Below are 15,503 nucleotides of genomic sequence, written 5' to 3'. Positions count from 1 at the left end.
GATGCCCGAGAGTCGATGAGCCCGATCGCCCTGCTGCGCTGGACCACCGATCTGCTGCAGCTGCGCGGCACGCCGGCCGACGCGCCGCCGTCACCCTGGCTGCTGGCGCAATTCATCGCGCTGGACCTGATCTCCAGCGTGCTCTACCTGCAGGCGATCGGTCGCGAGGTGCTGTTTGGCGCCCTTCTGGGCCGCGTGATGCTGCGAGTGGCGATGATCTGGGCGGTGCTCAGCCTGTTCCGGCGCACGGCGCGCTTCATCCAGGCCGGCATCGCGCTGTATGCCACCGGCGTGCTGCTGACCTTCATCCTGCTGCCGATCTCCGCGGCGCTGGTGCGCTCGCCGAGCGATTCGGTCGATTTCGGCGTGCAGTTCCTGCAACTCGGTTTTCTCTCGCTGCTGCTGTGGAGCATCGTGGTCGACGCCCACATCTGGCGCCATGCGCTGTCGCTGAAGTTCTGGTTCGCCTTGCCGCTGTCGCTCGGGCTGTTCATGCTCAGCAATGAACTGGCCACCCGGATGTTCCCGCTCGAATGACCGCCGACATCCACATCCTGGGCATCTGCGGCACATTCATGGGCGGAATCGCCGCGATCGCGCGCGAATCGGGACTGGCAGTGGCGGGCAGTGACCGCGACGTCTACCCGCCGATGAGCACCCAGCTCGAAGCGCTCGGCATCTCGCTGATGCAGGGCTACTCGCCCGCGCACCTGGATCCGCCACCACGTGAGGTGGTGATCGGTAATGCGATGTCGCGCGGCAATCCGGCGGTGGAACAGGTGCTGGACCAGCGCCTGCCCTACACCAGCGGCCCGGAATGGCTGGCGCGGCGGGTGTTGCACCGGCGGCGCGTGCTGGCGGTGGCCGGCACCCACGGCAAGACCACCACCACCGCACTGCTCGCCTACCTGCTCGACCGCCAGGGGCGCGATCCGGGTTTCCTGATCGGCGGCGTGCCGCAGGATTTCCCGGTCTCGGCGCGCCTCGGGAGCGGCGAGGACTTCGTCATCGAGGCCGACGAGTACGACACCGCCTTCTTCGACAAGCGCAGCAAGTTCGTGCATTACCGGCCGACCGTCGCAATCCTGAACAACCTGGAGTACGACCACGCCGACATCTTCCCCGATCTTGCCGCGATCCAGCGCCAGTTCCACCACCTCGTGCGCATCGTGCCCGGCAACGGGCGGCTGATCGTCAATGGCGAAGATGCGGCGCTGGCGGAAGTCCTGCGGATGGGCTGCTGGACCCCGGTCGAACGCTTCGGCCTGGATGCCTCGGACCTGGACTGGCGCGGCGAGCTGGTCGCTGCCGACGGCTCGCGCTTCCGGTTGTGGCATCTTGGCGCTCTTGTCGGCGAGGCGCACTGGTCGCTGGCCGGGCGCCACAACGTCGCCAACGCGGTCGCGGCCATCGCGGCGGCGGCTGCGGTCGGCCTGGATCCGGCGCGCTCGCTGGCGCTGCTGGCGGGTTTCGGCAGCGTGCGGCGGCGGCTGGAGCTGGTCGGAAGTGCCGCCGGCGTGGCGATCTACGACGACTTCGCGCATCACCCGACGGCGATCGCGACGACGCTGGCCGGCCTGCGCGCGCGGATCGGCGCGGCGAGACTGGTGGCGGTGATGGAGCCACGCAGCAATTCGATGCGCCAGGGCGCGCATGCGGCGGCGCTGCCACAGGCCTTCGACGCGGCCGACGCGGTGCACGTGCTGGCGCGTCCCGAGCTGAACTGGGATGCCGCGGCGACGCTGGCGCCGGTCGGCGCACGGCTGCAGGTCGCCGCCTCGGTGAAGGCACTGCTCGACGCAGTACAGGCGCGCCTGGCCGCGGGGGACCACGTGATCTTCATGAGCAACGGCGGCTTCGAAGGCGCCTCGCGCCAGTTGCTGCAGCGGCTGCAGGCGGGCCAGCCGTGAAGCCCGGCGAATACCCGCTGTTCCCGCTGTCGACCGTGCTCTATCCCGGCGGCACGCTGGCGCTGCGCATCTTCGAGCCGCGCTACCTGGCGATGGTGCGCGACTGCTCACGCGACGGCCGCCCGTTTGGCGTGACCCTGCTGCTGCGCGGGCGCGAGTCCGGCGAGACTGCCTCGGCGCTGGCGATTGGCACCCTGGCGCAGATCGTCGATTTCTACACCATGCCCGACGGCCTGCTGGGCATCCGCTGCAACGGGCTGCAGCGCTTCCATGTCGACCACGCGCACGCGCGCCACGACGGCCTGATGATCGGACGCCTGAGCCTGTGGCCGGACGAACCCACCCGCCCGCTGCCGCCGCAGTTCTCGCTGCTCGCCACGCTCGCCGAAAACCTCATCCTGAATCTGATCGAGGGCGCGCCCGAGCCGACCAAGGCGCAACTCGACGACGCCAGCTGGGTGAGCTTCCGCCTCGCCGAATTGCTGCCCTTCACCCTCGGCGAGAAGCAGCAACTGCTGGAACTCACCGATGCGGACGAGAGGCTGCAGCGGATCGTTGAAGCGTTGCCGCGGTTCAGGAGTGAGGAACCCGAGGGGTGAAGCGGGTGTTGGTGCGGGTTGTTAGTGTTGGACGAAGCCCGGTTCCCGGCCTTTACCAACACCTACAACCAACACCAACACCGGCCCGCTCACTTGGCGAACCCGGCTAGCATTCGCCCCCTCGATCCCCGACCGGAGCCCCCATGTCCAGCCTGCGCAACCAGACCCTGTTCATCACCGGCGGCTCGCGCGGGATCGGCGAGGCGATCGCGCTGCGCGCGGCGCGCGATGGCGCCAATGTGGTGCTGGCGGCCAAGTCGGAACGCGAGCACCCCAAATTGCCGGGCACGATCTACTCGGTAGCCAAAGCCATCGAGGCGGCCGGCGGCAAGGCGCTGCCGGTCCGCTGCGACATCCGCAACGACGAAGACGTCCAGAACGCGGTCGCCGAGGCGGAGAAGGCCTTCGGCGGCATCGATATCCTGGTCAACAACGCCAGCGCGATCAGCCTGACCGGCACGCTGGACACGCCGATGAAGCGCTTCGACCTGATGTTCGGGGTGAACGTGCGCGGCACCTTCATGGTCAGCCAGGCCTGCATCCCGCACCTGAAGAGCTCGACCAACCCGCACATCCTGACCCTGGCGCCGCCGCTGAACATGGATCCGAAGTGGTTCGCGCCGCACACCGCCTACACCATGGCCAAGTACGGCATGAGCCAATGCGTGCTCGGCATGGCGCCGGAGTTCGCCAGCGATGGCATCGCGGTCAACGCGCTGTGGCCGCGCACGGTGATCCACACCGCCGCGCTGGCGATGATCCCCGGCGTCGACCCCGAGCGCTGCCGCACCCCCGAAATCATGGCCGACGCCGCCCACGCCGTTCTCACCACCCCCAGCCGCCAGCGCACCGGCCAGTTCCTGATCGACGAAGACGTGCTGCGCGAGGCCGGTGTCAAGGATTTCGATCGCTACGCGGTCAAGCCGGGGATGGCGTTGTTGCCGGATTTGTTCCTTTAAGAAACCAGCTATTTTTGTCCGCAAAGGACGCGAAGGACGCAAAAGAAAGCGATTCTTGCCGTGGCGTGTGGCTTCGACGTCCCGCAGCGCTGCCATTACGACACAGCACGATCAACCGGCGTACGCACCGCGGCTTGATCTCGTAATTTGCGCAAGACCAGCCGGCCTCCTGCGCCCGCTTCCCGCTTTCCTTTGCGTCCTTCGCGTCCTTTGCGGACCAACGCTCTCAGCCAGGAACCCTTTTCGAAGCCCATGCCCACCAACCACGAAACCTTCCTCGCCGCCCAGGCGGTCATTCCCGGCGGCGTCAATTCGCCGGTGCGCGCGTTCAAGCAGGTCGGCGGCGAGCCCTTCTTCGTCGCGCGGGCGCAGGGTCCTTACCTGTGGGACGTCGAGGGCAATCGCTACATCGACTACATCGGCTCCTGGGGGCCGATGATCGCCGGGCATTCGCACCCGGCGGTGGTCAAGGCGGTGCAGGAGATGGCAGCGATCGGCATGAGCTATGGCTGCCCGAATCCGCTGGAAACCGAACTCGCCGCCGAGATCATCAAGCTGGTGCCGAGCGTGGACCTGGTGCGCTTCGTGTCCTCGGGCACCGAGGCCTGCCTGTCGGCGATCCGCCTGGCGCGCGGCTACACCGGGCGCGAGCGCATCCTGAAGTTCGCCGGCTGCTACCACGGCCACGGCGACTCGTTCCTGGTCAAGGCCGGCAGCGGCGTGCTCACCCTCGGCCTGCCGAATTCGCCGGGCGTGCCCAAGGCGCTGGCGGACCTGACCATCACTGCCGACTTCAACGACCTCGACCAGGTGCGCGCGATCTTCAAGGAGGTCGGCAACGAGATCGCCGCGGTGATCGTCGAGCCGATCGCCGGCAACATGAACATGATCGCGCCCGTCCCCGGCTTCCTCGAAGGCCTGCGCAGCCTGTGCGACGAGTACGGCTCGGTGTTCATCGTCGATGAGGTGATGACCGGCTTCCGCGTGGCGCTCGGCGGCGCGCAATCGATCTACGGCGTGACCCCGGACCTGACCACCTTCGGCAAGGTGATCGGCGCCGGCATGCCGGTGGGTGCCTACGGCGGCAAGCGCGAGATCATGGAGCGCATCGCCCCGCTCGGCCCGGTGTACCAGGCCGGCACGCTGAGCGGCAATCCGGTGGCGATGGCTGCGGGCCTGGCCAACCTCAAACTGATCCAGGAACCGGGCTTCTTCGAGACGCTGTCGGCGCGCACCCAGGCCCTGTGCAAGGGCCTGGAAGACGCGGCGCGGGCGGCCGGCGTCCCGCTGCACACGGTCGCAATCGGCGGCATGTTCGGCTTCTTCTTCACCCAGGCCTCGCAGGTGACCAGCTTCGCCGCCGCGCAAGCCTGCGACATCGAGGCCTTCAAGCGCTTCTTCCACGCCTGCCTCAAGCGCGGCGTGTACTTCGCGCCGAGCGCCTACGAGGCCGGCTTCACTTCCAGCGCCCACGACGAAGCGATCATCGCCGAAACCCTGCGCGTGGCCGCCGAGGCCTTCGCCGAGATCGCCTGAAGCCCTGCCATGACCACCACGCTCTCCGAATCCCACCTGCCCGGCCTGACCCGGATCCACCGCGGCAAGGTGCGCGATGTCTACGCGCTGCCCGACGGCCAGTTGCTGATGGTCGCGACCGACCGCCTCTCCGCGTTCGACGTGATCCTGCCCGATCCGATCCCCGGCAAGGGCGAGATCCTGACCCAGATGTCGAATTTCTGGTTCGACCTGACCGCGGGCATTTGCCCGAACCACCTGACCGGCATCGACCCGGTCAGTGTGCTGCCGGAAGGCGTGGACGCGGCGCTGTACCGCCGCCGCAGCGTGGTCGCCAAACGGCTGAAACCGGTGCCGGTGGAATGCATCGCGCGCGGCTACCTGATCGGATCGGGCTGGAAGGAGTACCAGCAGAAAGGCAGCGTCTGCGGCATCGCGCTGCCGGCGGGCACCGAGATGGCCGGCGAACTGCCGCAGCCGATCTTTACCCCGTCGACCAAGGCCGCGGTGGGCGACCACGACGAGAACATCAGCTTCGACCGCGCGGTGGAACTGGTCGGCGCCGACCTCGCCGAGCGCGTGCGCGCAGCCACCCTGGCGCTGTACGACCACGCCCGCAGGCACGCCGCGGCGCGCGGAATCATCATCGCCGACACCAAGTTCGAATTCGGCCTGGACGAGGACGGCACCCTGCGCGTGATGGACGAGATCCTGACCCCGGATTCCTCGCGCTTCTGGCCTGCCGCCGAGTGGCAGCCCGGACGCAACCCGCCGTCCTTCGACAAACAGTTCGTGCGCGACTACCTGGAAACGCTGGACTGGAACAAGACCGCCCCCGGTCCGCGCATCCCGCCCGAGATCATCGAAGGCACGCGGGCGAAGTACGAGGAGGCGTTGAGGTTGCTGACGGCGTGAGGAGTCCGGGAGCTTCTTTTTGTCCGCAAAGGACGCAAAGGACGCCAAGAAGAGCCGAGTTGGCGATGGTCGCGTCGGATCTCGCGGAAAGTGGCCCACATGGCAACTGCCCGGATAAGTTCTCTGCTTTCCTTTGCGTCCTTTGCGTCCTTTGCGGACAAGAAAACAGCTTCCATACCCGGCAGATACGATGAGCCTCACCGCAGACCGCCTCTCCGCCCTCGCCGCCTTCGCCCAGTCGCATCTCGGCACGCTCGACAGCGCGCCGGCGGCGGCTTCAGCCGATGCCAGCTTCCGCAGCTACTGGCGGGTGCATAGCGCGGGCGCCAGCTACATCGTGATGAATGCGCCGCCGGACAAGGAAGATGTCGGTCCATTCATCGACATCGCCGGGCGCATCCGCGCGGCGGGGCTGAACGCGCCTGAAGTAATTGCCCAGGACCGCGCGCGGGGCTTCCTGCTGCTGTCGGACCTCGGCGTGCGCACCTACCTGCCCGAGTTGAACGATGGCACGGTCGAGGCGCTCTATGGCGACGCGCTCGCGGCGATGCTCACGATGCAGACGCGGGTGGACACGACCGGACTGCCCGCCTACGACGCGCAGCGGCTGACCACCGAGATGGAGCTGTTCGAGACCTGGTTCCTGCGCCGCCACCTCGGCTTCGAGGCCAGTTGCGACCAGACCGATGTGATCGAGAGCACCATGCAGCGGCTGCTGAACAGCGCCGCCGAGCAGCCGGTGGCTTTCGTGCACCGCGACTACCATTCGCGCAACTTGATGATCGTCCCCGGGGCCAATCCCGGGATCATCGATTTCCAGGACGCGGTGCTCGGCCCGCTGACCTACGACCTGGTCTCGCTGCTGAAGGACTGCTACATCCAGTGGCCGCTCGCGCGGGTCTACGGCTGGGTCGAGCAATACCGGCTGCGCGCGGTGGAGGCCGGACTGGTGCAGGTGGGCACCACCCGCTGGCGCCGCTGGTTCGACTGGATGGGCCTGCAGCGCCACCTCAAGGTGCTCGGCATCTTCGCCCGGCTGAACTACCGCGACGGCAAGTCCGGGTACCTGGGCGACCTGCCTTTGGTGCTCGACTACACCCTCGCCGTCTGCGAGCGCTACGGCGAACTGGCGCCCTTCGGCCAGTGGCTGGAGAAGATCACGCACGGCGTGGACCTGACGCGGGCGCGATCCGCGTAGGGCGGTGTATCGCGCAGCGATTCACCGCCGGCGCACCTGCCGCAAGTACCCGGGGAACGCGCTGGCGCGCGTACCGCCGGGCTACAGCAGCCGCCGCCCGAGCGCGAAGGCTGCCGCTGCCGCAGCCAGCGACAGCAGCACATTCGCCAGCACGTAGGCCAGCGCCAGGCGCTCCTGCCCGCGCAGCCACAGGCTGAGCGCGTCCAGGCTGAAGGCCGAGAAGGTGGTCAACCCGCCAAGGAAACCCACCAGCACCAGCGCGTGCACGCTTGCGGTGTCGTGGCGCTGGCTGGCCCAGGCGAAGAACAATCCGGCCAGGGCGCAACCCACCAGGTTGACTGTCAAGGTAGCCCACGGTGCCGGGGCGCCGGCCAGGCGCACCACGCCCTGTCCAATCCAGTAGCGCGTCAGGGCGCCGGTGGCGCCGCCGGCGGCGACGAGCAGACTGAGGGTGAGGGGCGTCACTGGACTTGGCGCGTGGCGAAGGGAGGGCACGAGGGCACGAGGGCACGAGGGCACGCAACAGCGACAAGCTCGCCAGCTGTGAGCTTTCCGCTGTTCCCGTGCCCTCGTGCCCTCGTGCCCTCGTGCCCTCGCCGGCTTCTGGATGCCCTCATGCCTTCGCGCCCTCCCCGCCTCATCGCCCCAACGCCTCCCTGCGCCTTCCCGGATCCATTCCAGCCGCTCGCGGATCTTGGCCTCCATGCCGCGGTCGACCGGCTGGTACAGCGCCTGTTCGCCGAGTTCCTCGGGGAATCCACGCTGGCCGAAGGCGATGCCCTGGTCGGCGTCGTGATCGTACTGGTAGCCCTGGCCGTAGCCCAATCCCTTCATGAGCCTGGTCGGCGCGTTGCGCAGCTCCAGCGGGACCGCCAGGCTGCCGCCGCTCTCGACCAACGCACGCGCGGCCCCGTAGGCGCTGTAGGCGGCGTTGCTTTTCGCGGCGATGGCGAGATAAAGCACCAGTTGGGCCAGCGCTACCTCGCCCTCGGGCGAGCCCAGGCGTTCGTAGGCCTGCCAGGCATCGAGCGCCAGGCCGAGCGCACGCGGGTCGGCGTTGCCGATGTCCTCGCTGGCGAAGCGGGTCAGCCGGCGCGCGAGGTAGGTCGGGTCGCAGCCGCCGTCGAGCATGCGGCAGAACCAGTACAGCGCGGCATCCGGGTTGGAGCTGCGCAGGGTCTTGTGCAGTGCCGAGATCTGGTCGTAGAAGGCCTCACCGCCCTTGTCGAAGCGGCGATGAGTCTCGCTCGCCACGCTCTTGAGCAGCTCCAGCGTGATCTCGCCGCCGTCGTCGACCTGGTCGGCGGCGATGTCGAGCAGAGTCAGCGCGCGGCGCACATCGCCATCGGCCACCTCGGCCAGCCGCTCCAGCGCGCCGGGTTCCGCGCGCAGGCCACTCTCGCCGAGGCCACGCTCGCGGTCTTCGAGCGCACGCCGTAGGGCCGCGGCCAGTTCGTCGGTCGCCACCGGCTTGAGTACATGCACGCGGCAGCGCGAAAGCAGCGCGGAGTTGACCTCGAAGGACGGGTTCTCGGTGGTGGCGCCGATCAGCGTGATCGTGCCGTCCTCCACATGCGGCAGGAAGGCATCCTGCTGTGCCTTGTTGAAGCGGTGCACCTCATCGACGAACAGCACCGTGCGCCGGCCCAGTTCGCGGTGCGACCTGGCCGCGGCCACCGCCGCGCGCACCTCGGCGATCCCTCCGAGCACCGCCGACATCGCCATGAACTCGGCGTCCCCGGCATGCGCGACCAGCCGCGACAGCGTGGTCTTGCCGCAACCCGGCGGGCCCCACAGGATCATCGAATACGGCTTGCCGGCATCCAGCGCGCGCCGCAGCGGCTTGCCAGGCGCCAGCAGATGGCCCTGCCCGACGATCTCGTCGAGCGTGCGCGGGCGCATGCGCTCGGCGAGCGGGGCGGACGCGGCAACGTCGGCGGTTTTGCGTGACATGCGGGTGACGATAGCAGCGCCGGCGCGGGCAATTCGCCCACTCAGCCCGCCTGCCCTACAATGCGCGCCCTTTCCGCTGTCCCGAGTGCGCGTCATGGCTGGCAAGTTGTTCATCAAGACCCACGGTTGCCAGATGAACGAGTACGACTCGTCGAAGATGGCCGACGTGCTCGCCGCAAGCGATGGCATGACCCTGACCGAGGACGAGACCGAGGCCGACGTGATCCTGGTGAACACCTGCGCCATCCGCGAGAAGGCGCAGGAGAAGGTGTTCAGCCAGCTCGGCCAGTGGAAGCAGCTGAAGAAGGCCAAGCCGGACCTGGTGATCGGCGTCGGCGGCTGCGTGGCGAGCCAGGAGGGCGAGGCGATCGTCAAGCGCGCGCCCTTCGTCGACCTGGTGTTCGGCCCGCAGACCCTGCACCGCCTGCCGGAGATGGTCAGCAAACTGCGCGCCGAGCGTCGGCCGCAGGTGGACATCTCCTTCCCGGAGATCGAGAAGTTCGACCGGATGCCGGAGCCGCGCGCGGAAGGGCCGACTGCTTTCGTCTCGATCATGGAGGGCTGCAGCAAGTACTGCTCCTTCTGCGTGGTGCCCTACACCCGCGGCGAGGAAGTCTCGCGCCCCTTCGACGACGTGATCGCGGAGGTCGCGTCCCTGGCCGGACAGGGCGTGCGCGAGGTCAACCTGCTGGGCCAGAACGTCAACGCCTACCGCGGCGAGATGCATGACGGCGAGGTGTGCGACCTCGGCCTTTTGATCCAGTACATCAGCGAGATCGAGGGCATCGGCCGGATCCGCTTCACCACCTCGCATCCGGTGGAATTCAACGACAGCCTGATTGCCGCCTACGCGCAGTGCGACAAGCTGGCCAACTACCTGCACCTGCCGGTGCAAGCGGGCAGCGACCGCATCCTCGCCGCGATGAAGCGAGGCCACACCGCGATCGAGTACAAGCAGAAGATCCGCAAGCTGCGCGCGGTGCGCCCGGACATCAGCATCAGCACCGACATCATCGTCGGCTTCCCCGGCGAGACCGATGCCGACTTCGAGGCGACCATGAAGCTGGTCGAGGACGTCGGATTCGACCAGAGCTTCTCCTTCGTCTACAGCCGCCGCCCAGGCACGCCCGCCTCCAACCTGCCGGACGACACGCCCGAGCAGGTGAAGAAGGAACGCCTCTACCGCCTGCAGGCAAAGATCAACGACAACGCACGCAAGATCAGCGAAGCGATGGTCGGCAGCACCCAGCGCGTGCTGGTCGAGGGCCTGAGCAAGAAGAGCGCCGCCGAACTCACCGGCCGCACCGAGAACATGCGCTTCGTCAACTTCCCCGCCCCACCCCAGCTCATCGGCCAGTTCGTCGACGTGGTGATCACCGGGGCGATGGCGAACAGTCTGCGCGGTAGATTGGTCGCGCCGGCTGAGGACTGACAGTCCGGCCCAAGAGCACTGGGTCCGCAAAGGACGCAAAGGACGCAAAGTAGAGCGAAGGTACAGTGGAAGCCAGGATTTTGGGCGGGCCGCTGGTTCACGAGCAGTGGCTTCACTTTTGCGTCCTTTGCGTCCTTTGCGGACAAAAAATCTTCTCACCAGGACGATGTCATGCCCCGCCCCCCGAAGCCCTCTGCTGTCGAATCCGTCACGCTGACCCTCGAACCCGAGGACAACGAACGCCTCGCCAACCTGTGTGGCCCGTTCGACGAGCACCTGCGCGAGGTGGAACTGCGGGTGGGCGTGGAGATCGCCAACCGCGGCAACCTGTTCAAGGTCAGCGGCGCGCCGGAGGCGGTGCGTGCGGCCGAGAGGCTGCTGAAGAAGCTGTACGATGCCGCCGAGGACGAGACGCTGACCGCGGCCAGCGTGCACCTGGCGATCAAGGACCTCGGCGCCGACGAGTACGCCGAGTCCATGGCCGAGGGCGCGCAGGAAGTGGTGATCCGCACCAAGCGCGGCGTGGTCAAGGGCCGCGGCGCCAACCAGGTGCGCTACCTGCACGCGGTGGCCACCAACGACATCAACTTCGGCATCGGCCCGGCCGGCACCGGCAAGACCTACCTCGCGGTGGCCAGCGCGGTCGAGGCGCTGGACCGCAACCGCGTCCAGCGAATCCTGCTGGTGCGCCCGGCGGTGGAGGCCGGCGAGAAACTCGGCTTCCTGCCCGGCGACCTGACGCAGAAGGTGGATCCCTACCTGCGGCCGCTGTACGACGCACTCTACGAGATGATGGGCGTGGAGAAGGTGACCCGCCTGCTGGAGCGCAATGTGATCGAGATCGCGCCGCTGGCCTTCATGCGCGGGCGCACGCTGAACGATGCCTTCGTGATCCTGGACGAGGCGCAGAACACCACCATCGAGCAGATGAAGATGTTCCTGACGCGCATCGGCTTCGGCACCACCGCGGTGATCACCGGCGACGTCACCCAGATCGATTTGCCGCGCAAGGACCAGTCCGGGCTGCGCCATGCGATCGAGGTCCTGAACGGCGTCGACGGCATCAGTTTTACGTTTTTCCAGAGCGGCGACGTAGTCCGCCACCCGCTGGTCGCGCGTATCGTCCAGGCCTACGAACGCTTCGAGAATCGGGGATGAGTGTGGAACTGGTGCTGGCGCTGGGCTACGGCTGCGAACGCCGCGGCCTGCCGGCGAAGGCGTCCTACCAGCGCTGGGCGCTGGCGGCGCTCGCGGGCGCCCGGCGGCGTGGATGTTTCGCGCTGTCGTTGCGCCTGGTGGGTGCCGACGAGGGCCGCCAGCTCAACCGCGACTACCGAGGCAAGGACTACGCCACCAATGTCCTGTCCTTTCCCGCGGACGCGACCATGGACGGCCAACGCCTGATCGGCGACCTGGCCCTGTGCGCGCCGGTGATCGCGCGCGAAGCCGGCGAGCAAGGCAAGAGCACCCAGGCGCACCACGCGCACCTGACCGTTCACGGCGTGCTGCACCTGCTCGGCTACGATCACGAGGACGCGGCTGGGGCTGCGCGGATGGAAGCGCTGGAGATTCGCATCCTGGCGGGCCTCGGCTACGCCAATCCCTATGAGGAATTTTGCCCGTGATCGACCTGGAACCGATCCGCCAGCTGATTGCCGATGCGCGCGCCTTGCTCGCGGAGCGCTGGGAACCCAGCCGCGCGGAGGATGTCTGCGTGCGCGCCGAAGAGCTGGCCGAGCCGTTGAACGACCCGCGCCACGGATCGCTGGCCGAGGCGGCTCTCGGTTTTGCGGCGTACCTGAGTGCCTTCACCGAGTCATCGGCAGGCCCGATGGACGGCAAGCGATTGCAGATGGAAGCCCTGCTGGAAGCGGTCAACGAACAGTTGCAGCGCCTGGAGACTTCCACCGCGCTGGAACTGATGACGCCCGAGCTGAAGGCCCCGCCGCGCGCGCCGGAAGTGGCTGCCGGCAAACCGCCAGCACCGGCGCCAGAAGCACCGGCGGCGCCGGATACCATCGTGTTCATCGACCCCACCGGCCGCGATGCCGGCGTGCTCGGCATGGAACTGGAAGAGTTCGGCTACCAGGTGCAACCGCTGCTCCGCCTGGACCGACAGACCGGTCACTGGCTGAACCAGCCGCAGGTCAGGGCGCTGATCCTGCCGGCGGCGGGCCTGGACGTGTGGGAGAAGCTGGTTCAGCTCGACCCTTCGCTCGACGCCGCACGCCGCCGCATCGGCCTGTTCGTGGTATCGCGCTCGGACGACCCGCGCCTGCGCCTGCGCGCCAGCCAGTCGGCGGCGGATGGCTTCTTCGTGCTGCCGGGTGCGGTGGATGCGCTGGCGCGCGAGATCGTCGAGGTGCTGCGCGACCGCCTGGATCCCTACCGTGCGCTGGTGATCGATGACGATGTCTCGATGACCATGGTGGTGGAGTCGGTGCTCAAGCGCTCCGGGATGAACACCCGCGTGATCACCGATCCCACGCACGCTCTGAACGTGCTCGACGAGTTCATTCCCGATGTGATCCTGCTCGACCTGCACATGCCGGGCCTCAACGGGCTGGAACTGCTGAGCCTTTTCCGCGCGCACCCGAAGACCGCCTTCACGCCGGTGGTGCTGATCTCTGGCGACGAGGACCAGGAGCGCCGCTTCGAGACGCTCACGGCCGGCGGCGACGACTACCTGCTGAAACCGCTACGGCCCAAGCACCTGGTGGCCGCCGTCACCGGCCGCGCCCAGCGTTCGCGCTGGCTGCGCCGCGCGCTGCGACATTCGACGACGCCGATTCCGCTACCCTGAACCAAGGGTTGTGGGTTGTGGGTTGTGGGTTGTGGGCGGCAGGAGCGGCGGCGCATAGACCCGACCTGCGGGCCGCGGCCTGAAGCACGGCGCGCTGGCGATGAATGCCGGTTCGGTGTTGCGCGGATCCCAGCCCGGTATCGCCGCCAGTGGCAGCGTCGGCAGGTCCTTGGGGTCGGCGGCGGCGCGGCCATCGGCGAGCGCCTGTGCCACCCAGTCATCGACCGTGTCCTGTGGCGTGCCCGCGGGCGCCAGCAGCGCAATTACCTTGCCGGCGAGCAAATCGTGCGGCTGGGTGCGCCGGAGTTCGAACAGCGCGTGGCCGATGACCCGCACCTGCGCCCGAGACCAGTCGCCGCGGCGCGCGCCGAGCAGGCCGGTCCAGTCGTGCCCGTGCAGGGCGTCGATCAAACCCCGGTCTGGCGTGACCACGACCAGCCCCGCCTCGTCGATGTGCGTCAGCGCCTGCTGGTGGCGCGAGCGCTGCCGGGCGCCGTGCGCGCGGACGCCGGCCATCTGGCCCTGGTGGATCGACCACTTGGATTGCGGCCAGCGCAGCCACATCAGCGCGCCGTAGAGGTCGTGCAGCGAATCGCGGCGCATCGCGACCTGGCCGCGCTCGCCGATGCGCTGCTCGTAGGACAGGTCATCGGCAACCAGCGCGGGCGTCTGCTCGACGAAGCCCAGGCCACCCGGCAGGCGCGCCTGTGCCTGCGCATTGAGCACGGCGAGCGCGTCGTCCCAGGGCCAGTCGATCAGTTGCGCGACGTCGCCCAACTGGTCGAAGGGCGGCTCAACCAGCGAGGACGCCATGCAGGTCGTGCTCGTCGGCTTCGACGATCTGGACCTCGACGAAATCGCCGGGCTTCAGCGTGGGCGCGTCGGCGCGCGCGATCGCGGCCTTGCGTCCGCGGCCCTTGCGGCCCAGCGCGATGGTCACCTTGCCGTCGATTTCCGGCGCATCGGCGCTGCTGCGGCCGATGGCCACGCTCGGGCCCACCTCGTCGATCAAGACCCGCTGCACGCTGCCAACCTTGCGCGCCAGGCGGGCCGCGCTGATATCCGCCTGTTTCTCCATGAAGCGCGCCAGGCGCTCCTGCTTGAGCTCCTCCGGCACCGGATCGGGCAGCGCGTTGGCCGCCGCGCCGGTCACCGGCGAGTAGGCGAAGGCGCCGACGCGATCGAGCTGCGCCTCGTCGAGGAAATCCAGCAGCTCCTCGAACTCGGCCTCGGTCTCGCCGGGGAAGCCGACGATGAAGGTGCTGCGCAGGGTGATCTCCGGGCAGATCTCGCGCCATGCGCGGATGCGTTCGATGTTCTTCTCGCCGCTGGCCGGGCGCTTCATCAGCTTGAGGATGCGCGGGTTGCTGTGCTGGAACGGGATGTCCAGGTACGGCAGGATCTTCCCCTCCGCCATCAACGGCAACACCTTGTCGACGTGCGGGTACGGGTAGACGTAGTGCATGCGCACCCAGATGCCCAGCTCGCCCAGCGCATCGGCCAGGTCCAGGAAGCGCGTCTGCCGCGCGCGCCCGCGCCAGCTGCGCTCGGCGTACTTGAGATCCACCCCGTAGGCGCTGGTGTCCTGCGAGATCACCAGCAGCTCCTTGACGCCCGACTTCGGCCAGCTTCTCGGCCTCGACGAGCACCTCGTCGATCGGCCGGCTGACCAAATCGCCGCGCATCGACGGGATGATGCAGAAGCTGCAGCGGTGGTTGCAGCCCTCGGAAATCTTCAGGTAGGCGTAGTGCCGCGGGGTCAGCTTCAGCCCGGCCGGCGGCACCAGGTCCATGAAGGGATCGTGCTGCGGCGGCTTCTGCGCATGCACCGCATCCAGCACCGACTGGTAGTCCTGCGGGCCGCTGATCGACAGCACCTCGGGGAACTTCTCGCGGATCAGCTCCGAACGCGCGCCGAGGCAACCGGTGACCACCACCTTGCCGTTCTCCGCCAGCGCCTCGCCAATCGCCTCCAGCGATTCCTCCACCGCGGCGTCGATGAAACCGCAGGTGTTGACCACCACCACGTCGGCCGAATCGTAGGTCGGCACGATGGCATAACCTTCCGCCCGGAGCTGGGTCAGGATGCGCTCGGAATCGACCAGCGCCTTCGGGCAACCCAGGCTGACGAAGCCGATCTTGGGGACGGCGGAGGACATGGCGCGCACCGGGGAAAAGGGGCGCGGAGTATAGAAGGGTGTGAGTAGTGAGTGGGGCTA

The 15,503-nt window shown here is 68.1% G+C and carries 13 protein-coding genes and 1 pseudogene; 11 read left to right on the top strand and 3 right to left on the bottom strand.

The genetic code is table 11. The features are described 5' to 3' along the window. Positions 1–15: 15 nt before the first annotated feature. The 7 genes from IPK27_04960 to IPK27_04930 all read left to right on the top strand — a co-directional run bounded on the left by IPK27_04960 (position 16) and on the right by IPK27_04930 (position 7,096). Positions 16–537 (top strand): hypothetical protein, encoded by a 522-nt coding sequence (locus tag IPK27_04960; protein ID MBK8066984.1) that lies wholly within the window; start codon positions 16–18, stop codon positions 535–537. Further along, positions 534–1,910: a UDP-N-acetylmuramate:L-alanyl-gamma-D-glutamyl-meso-diaminopimelate ligase gene (mpl, locus tag IPK27_04955; GenBank protein ID MBK8066983.1), complete on the top strand. Its 1,377-nt coding sequence runs from the start codon at positions 534–536 to the stop codon at positions 1,908–1,910. Before IPK27_04960 ends, mpl begins: the two co-directional genes overlap by 4 nt. Further along, on the top strand, positions 1,907–2,509 hold the full coding sequence (locus IPK27_04950) for an LON peptidase substrate-binding domain-containing protein (protein MBK8066982.1): 603 nt from the start codon (positions 1,907–1,909) through the stop codon (positions 2,507–2,509). Before mpl ends, IPK27_04950 begins: the two co-directional genes overlap by 4 nt. Positions 2,510–2,652: 143 nt before the next feature. Further along, positions 2,653–3,468 (top strand): NAD(P)-dependent oxidoreductase, encoded by an 816-nt coding sequence (locus IPK27_04945; GenBank protein ID MBK8066981.1) that lies wholly within the window; start codon positions 2,653–2,655, stop codon positions 3,466–3,468. A 252-nt stretch (positions 3,469–3,720) separates the two neighbouring features. Further along, positions 3,721–5,004 (top strand): glutamate-1-semialdehyde 2,1-aminomutase, encoded by a 1,284-nt coding sequence (gene hemL / locus IPK27_04940; GenBank protein MBK8066980.1) that lies wholly within the window; start codon positions 3,721–3,723, stop codon positions 5,002–5,004. Positions 5,005–5,013: 9 nt separating this feature from the next. Continuing rightward, positions 5,014–5,898 carry a phosphoribosylaminoimidazolesuccinocarboxamide synthase gene (locus IPK27_04935; GenBank protein ID MBK8066979.1) on the top strand — a complete coding sequence of 295 codons (885 nt, stop codon included), beginning with the start codon at positions 5,014–5,016 and terminating at the stop codon, positions 5,896–5,898. Between the two features lie 190 nt (positions 5,899–6,088). Continuing rightward, positions 6,089–7,096 carry a phosphotransferase gene (locus tag IPK27_04930; protein ID MBK8066978.1) on the top strand — a complete coding sequence of 336 codons (1,008 nt, stop codon included), beginning with the start codon at positions 6,089–6,091 and terminating at the stop codon, positions 7,094–7,096. 81 nt (positions 7,097–7,177) lie between these two features. On the opposite strand, the gene crcB is transcribed toward IPK27_04930, so the two are convergent. Then, the gene (crcB, locus tag IPK27_04925) at positions 7,178–9,049 is read right to left on the bottom strand and encodes a fluoride efflux transporter CrcB (GenBank protein MBK8066977.1); all 1,872 of its coding nucleotides are present in this window, start codon (positions 9,047–9,049) and stop codon (positions 7,178–7,180) included. Positions 9,050–9,143: 94 nt separating this feature from the next. On the opposite strand from crcB, the gene miaB reads away from it, so the two are divergent. The 4 genes from miaB (at position 9,144) to IPK27_04905 (ending at position 13,284) form a co-directional block, all read left to right on the top strand. Beyond that, positions 9,144–10,481 (top strand): tRNA (N6-isopentenyl adenosine(37)-C2)-methylthiotransferase MiaB, encoded by a 1,338-nt coding sequence (gene miaB, locus IPK27_04920; GenBank protein ID MBK8066976.1) that lies wholly within the window; start codon positions 9,144–9,146, stop codon positions 10,479–10,481. A 171-nt stretch (positions 10,482–10,652) separates the two neighbouring features. Then, positions 10,653–11,639, top strand: coding sequence for a PhoH family protein (locus IPK27_04915; protein MBK8066975.1), 987 nt, complete (start codon positions 10,653–10,655; stop codon positions 11,637–11,639). Continuing rightward, a complete protein-coding gene (ybeY, locus tag IPK27_04910) occupies positions 11,636–12,106 on the top strand; it encodes an rRNA maturation RNase YbeY (protein ID MBK8066974.1) in 471 nt (156 codons plus the stop codon). The genes IPK27_04915 and ybeY overlap by 4 nt, the downstream gene beginning before the upstream one ends. Further along, positions 12,103–13,284 (top strand): response regulator, encoded by a 1,182-nt coding sequence (locus tag IPK27_04905; protein MBK8066973.1) that lies wholly within the window; start codon positions 12,103–12,105, stop codon positions 13,282–13,284. Before ybeY ends, IPK27_04905 begins: the two co-directional genes overlap by 4 nt. Here the strand turns inward: IPK27_04905 and IPK27_04900 are convergent. Both IPK27_04900 and rimO read right to left on the bottom strand, forming a co-directional pair. Further along, positions 13,276–14,097, bottom strand: a complete 822-nt coding sequence (locus tag IPK27_04900; GenBank protein MBK8066972.1) for a DUF3025 domain-containing protein — start codon at positions 14,095–14,097, stop codon at positions 13,276–13,278. The two genes, IPK27_04905 and IPK27_04900, sit on opposite strands and share 9 nt — an antisense overlap. Further along, a pseudogene (gene rimO, locus IPK27_04895) lies at positions 14,078–15,443 on the bottom strand (30S ribosomal protein S12 methylthiotransferase RimO). The gene IPK27_04900 and the pseudogene rimO overlap by 20 nt, the downstream one beginning before the upstream one ends. Positions 15,444–15,503 lie beyond the last annotated feature (60 nt).

The organism is Rhodanobacteraceae bacterium (assembly GCA_016713135.1).
GTDB lineage: Bacteria > Pseudomonadota > Gammaproteobacteria > Xanthomonadales > SZUA-5 > JADKFD01.
This window is presented reverse-complemented; position numbering and strand designations above follow the sequence as displayed.

Bases quoted from the DNA above. Each gene is read 5' to 3' on its own strand.
- IPK27_04960 (MBK8066984.1), top strand. From the start codon at position 16: ATGAGCCCGATCGCCCTGCTGCGCTGGACCACCGATCTGCTGCAGCTG.
- mpl (MBK8066983.1), top strand. From the start codon at position 534: ATGACCGCCGACATCCACATCCTGGGCATCTGCGGCACATTCATGGGC.
- IPK27_04945 (MBK8066981.1), top strand. From the start codon at position 2,653: ATGTCCAGCCTGCGCAACCAGACCCTGTTCATCACCGGCGGCTCGCGC.
- hemL (MBK8066980.1), top strand. From the start codon at position 3,721: ATGCCCACCAACCACGAAACCTTCCTCGCCGCCCAGGCGGTCATTCCC.
- IPK27_04935 (MBK8066979.1), top strand. From the start codon at position 5,014: ATGACCACCACGCTCTCCGAATCCCACCTGCCCGGCCTGACCCGGATC.
- IPK27_04930 (MBK8066978.1), top strand. From the start codon at position 6,089: ATGAGCCTCACCGCAGACCGCCTCTCCGCCCTCGCCGCCTTCGCCCAG.
- crcB (MBK8066977.1), bottom strand. From the start codon at position 9,049: ATGTCACGCAAAACCGCCGACGTTGCCGCGTCCGCCCCGCTCGCCGAG.
- miaB (MBK8066976.1), top strand. From the start codon at position 9,144: ATGGCTGGCAAGTTGTTCATCAAGACCCACGGTTGCCAGATGAACGAG.
- IPK27_04915 (MBK8066975.1), top strand. From the start codon at position 10,653: ATGCCCCGCCCCCCGAAGCCCTCTGCTGTCGAATCCGTCACGCTGACC.
- ybeY (MBK8066974.1), top strand. From the start codon at position 11,636: ATGAGTGTGGAACTGGTGCTGGCGCTGGGCTACGGCTGCGAACGCCGC.
- IPK27_04900 (MBK8066972.1), bottom strand. From the start codon at position 14,097: ATGGCGTCCTCGCTGGTTGAGCCGCCCTTCGACCAGTTGGGCGACGTC.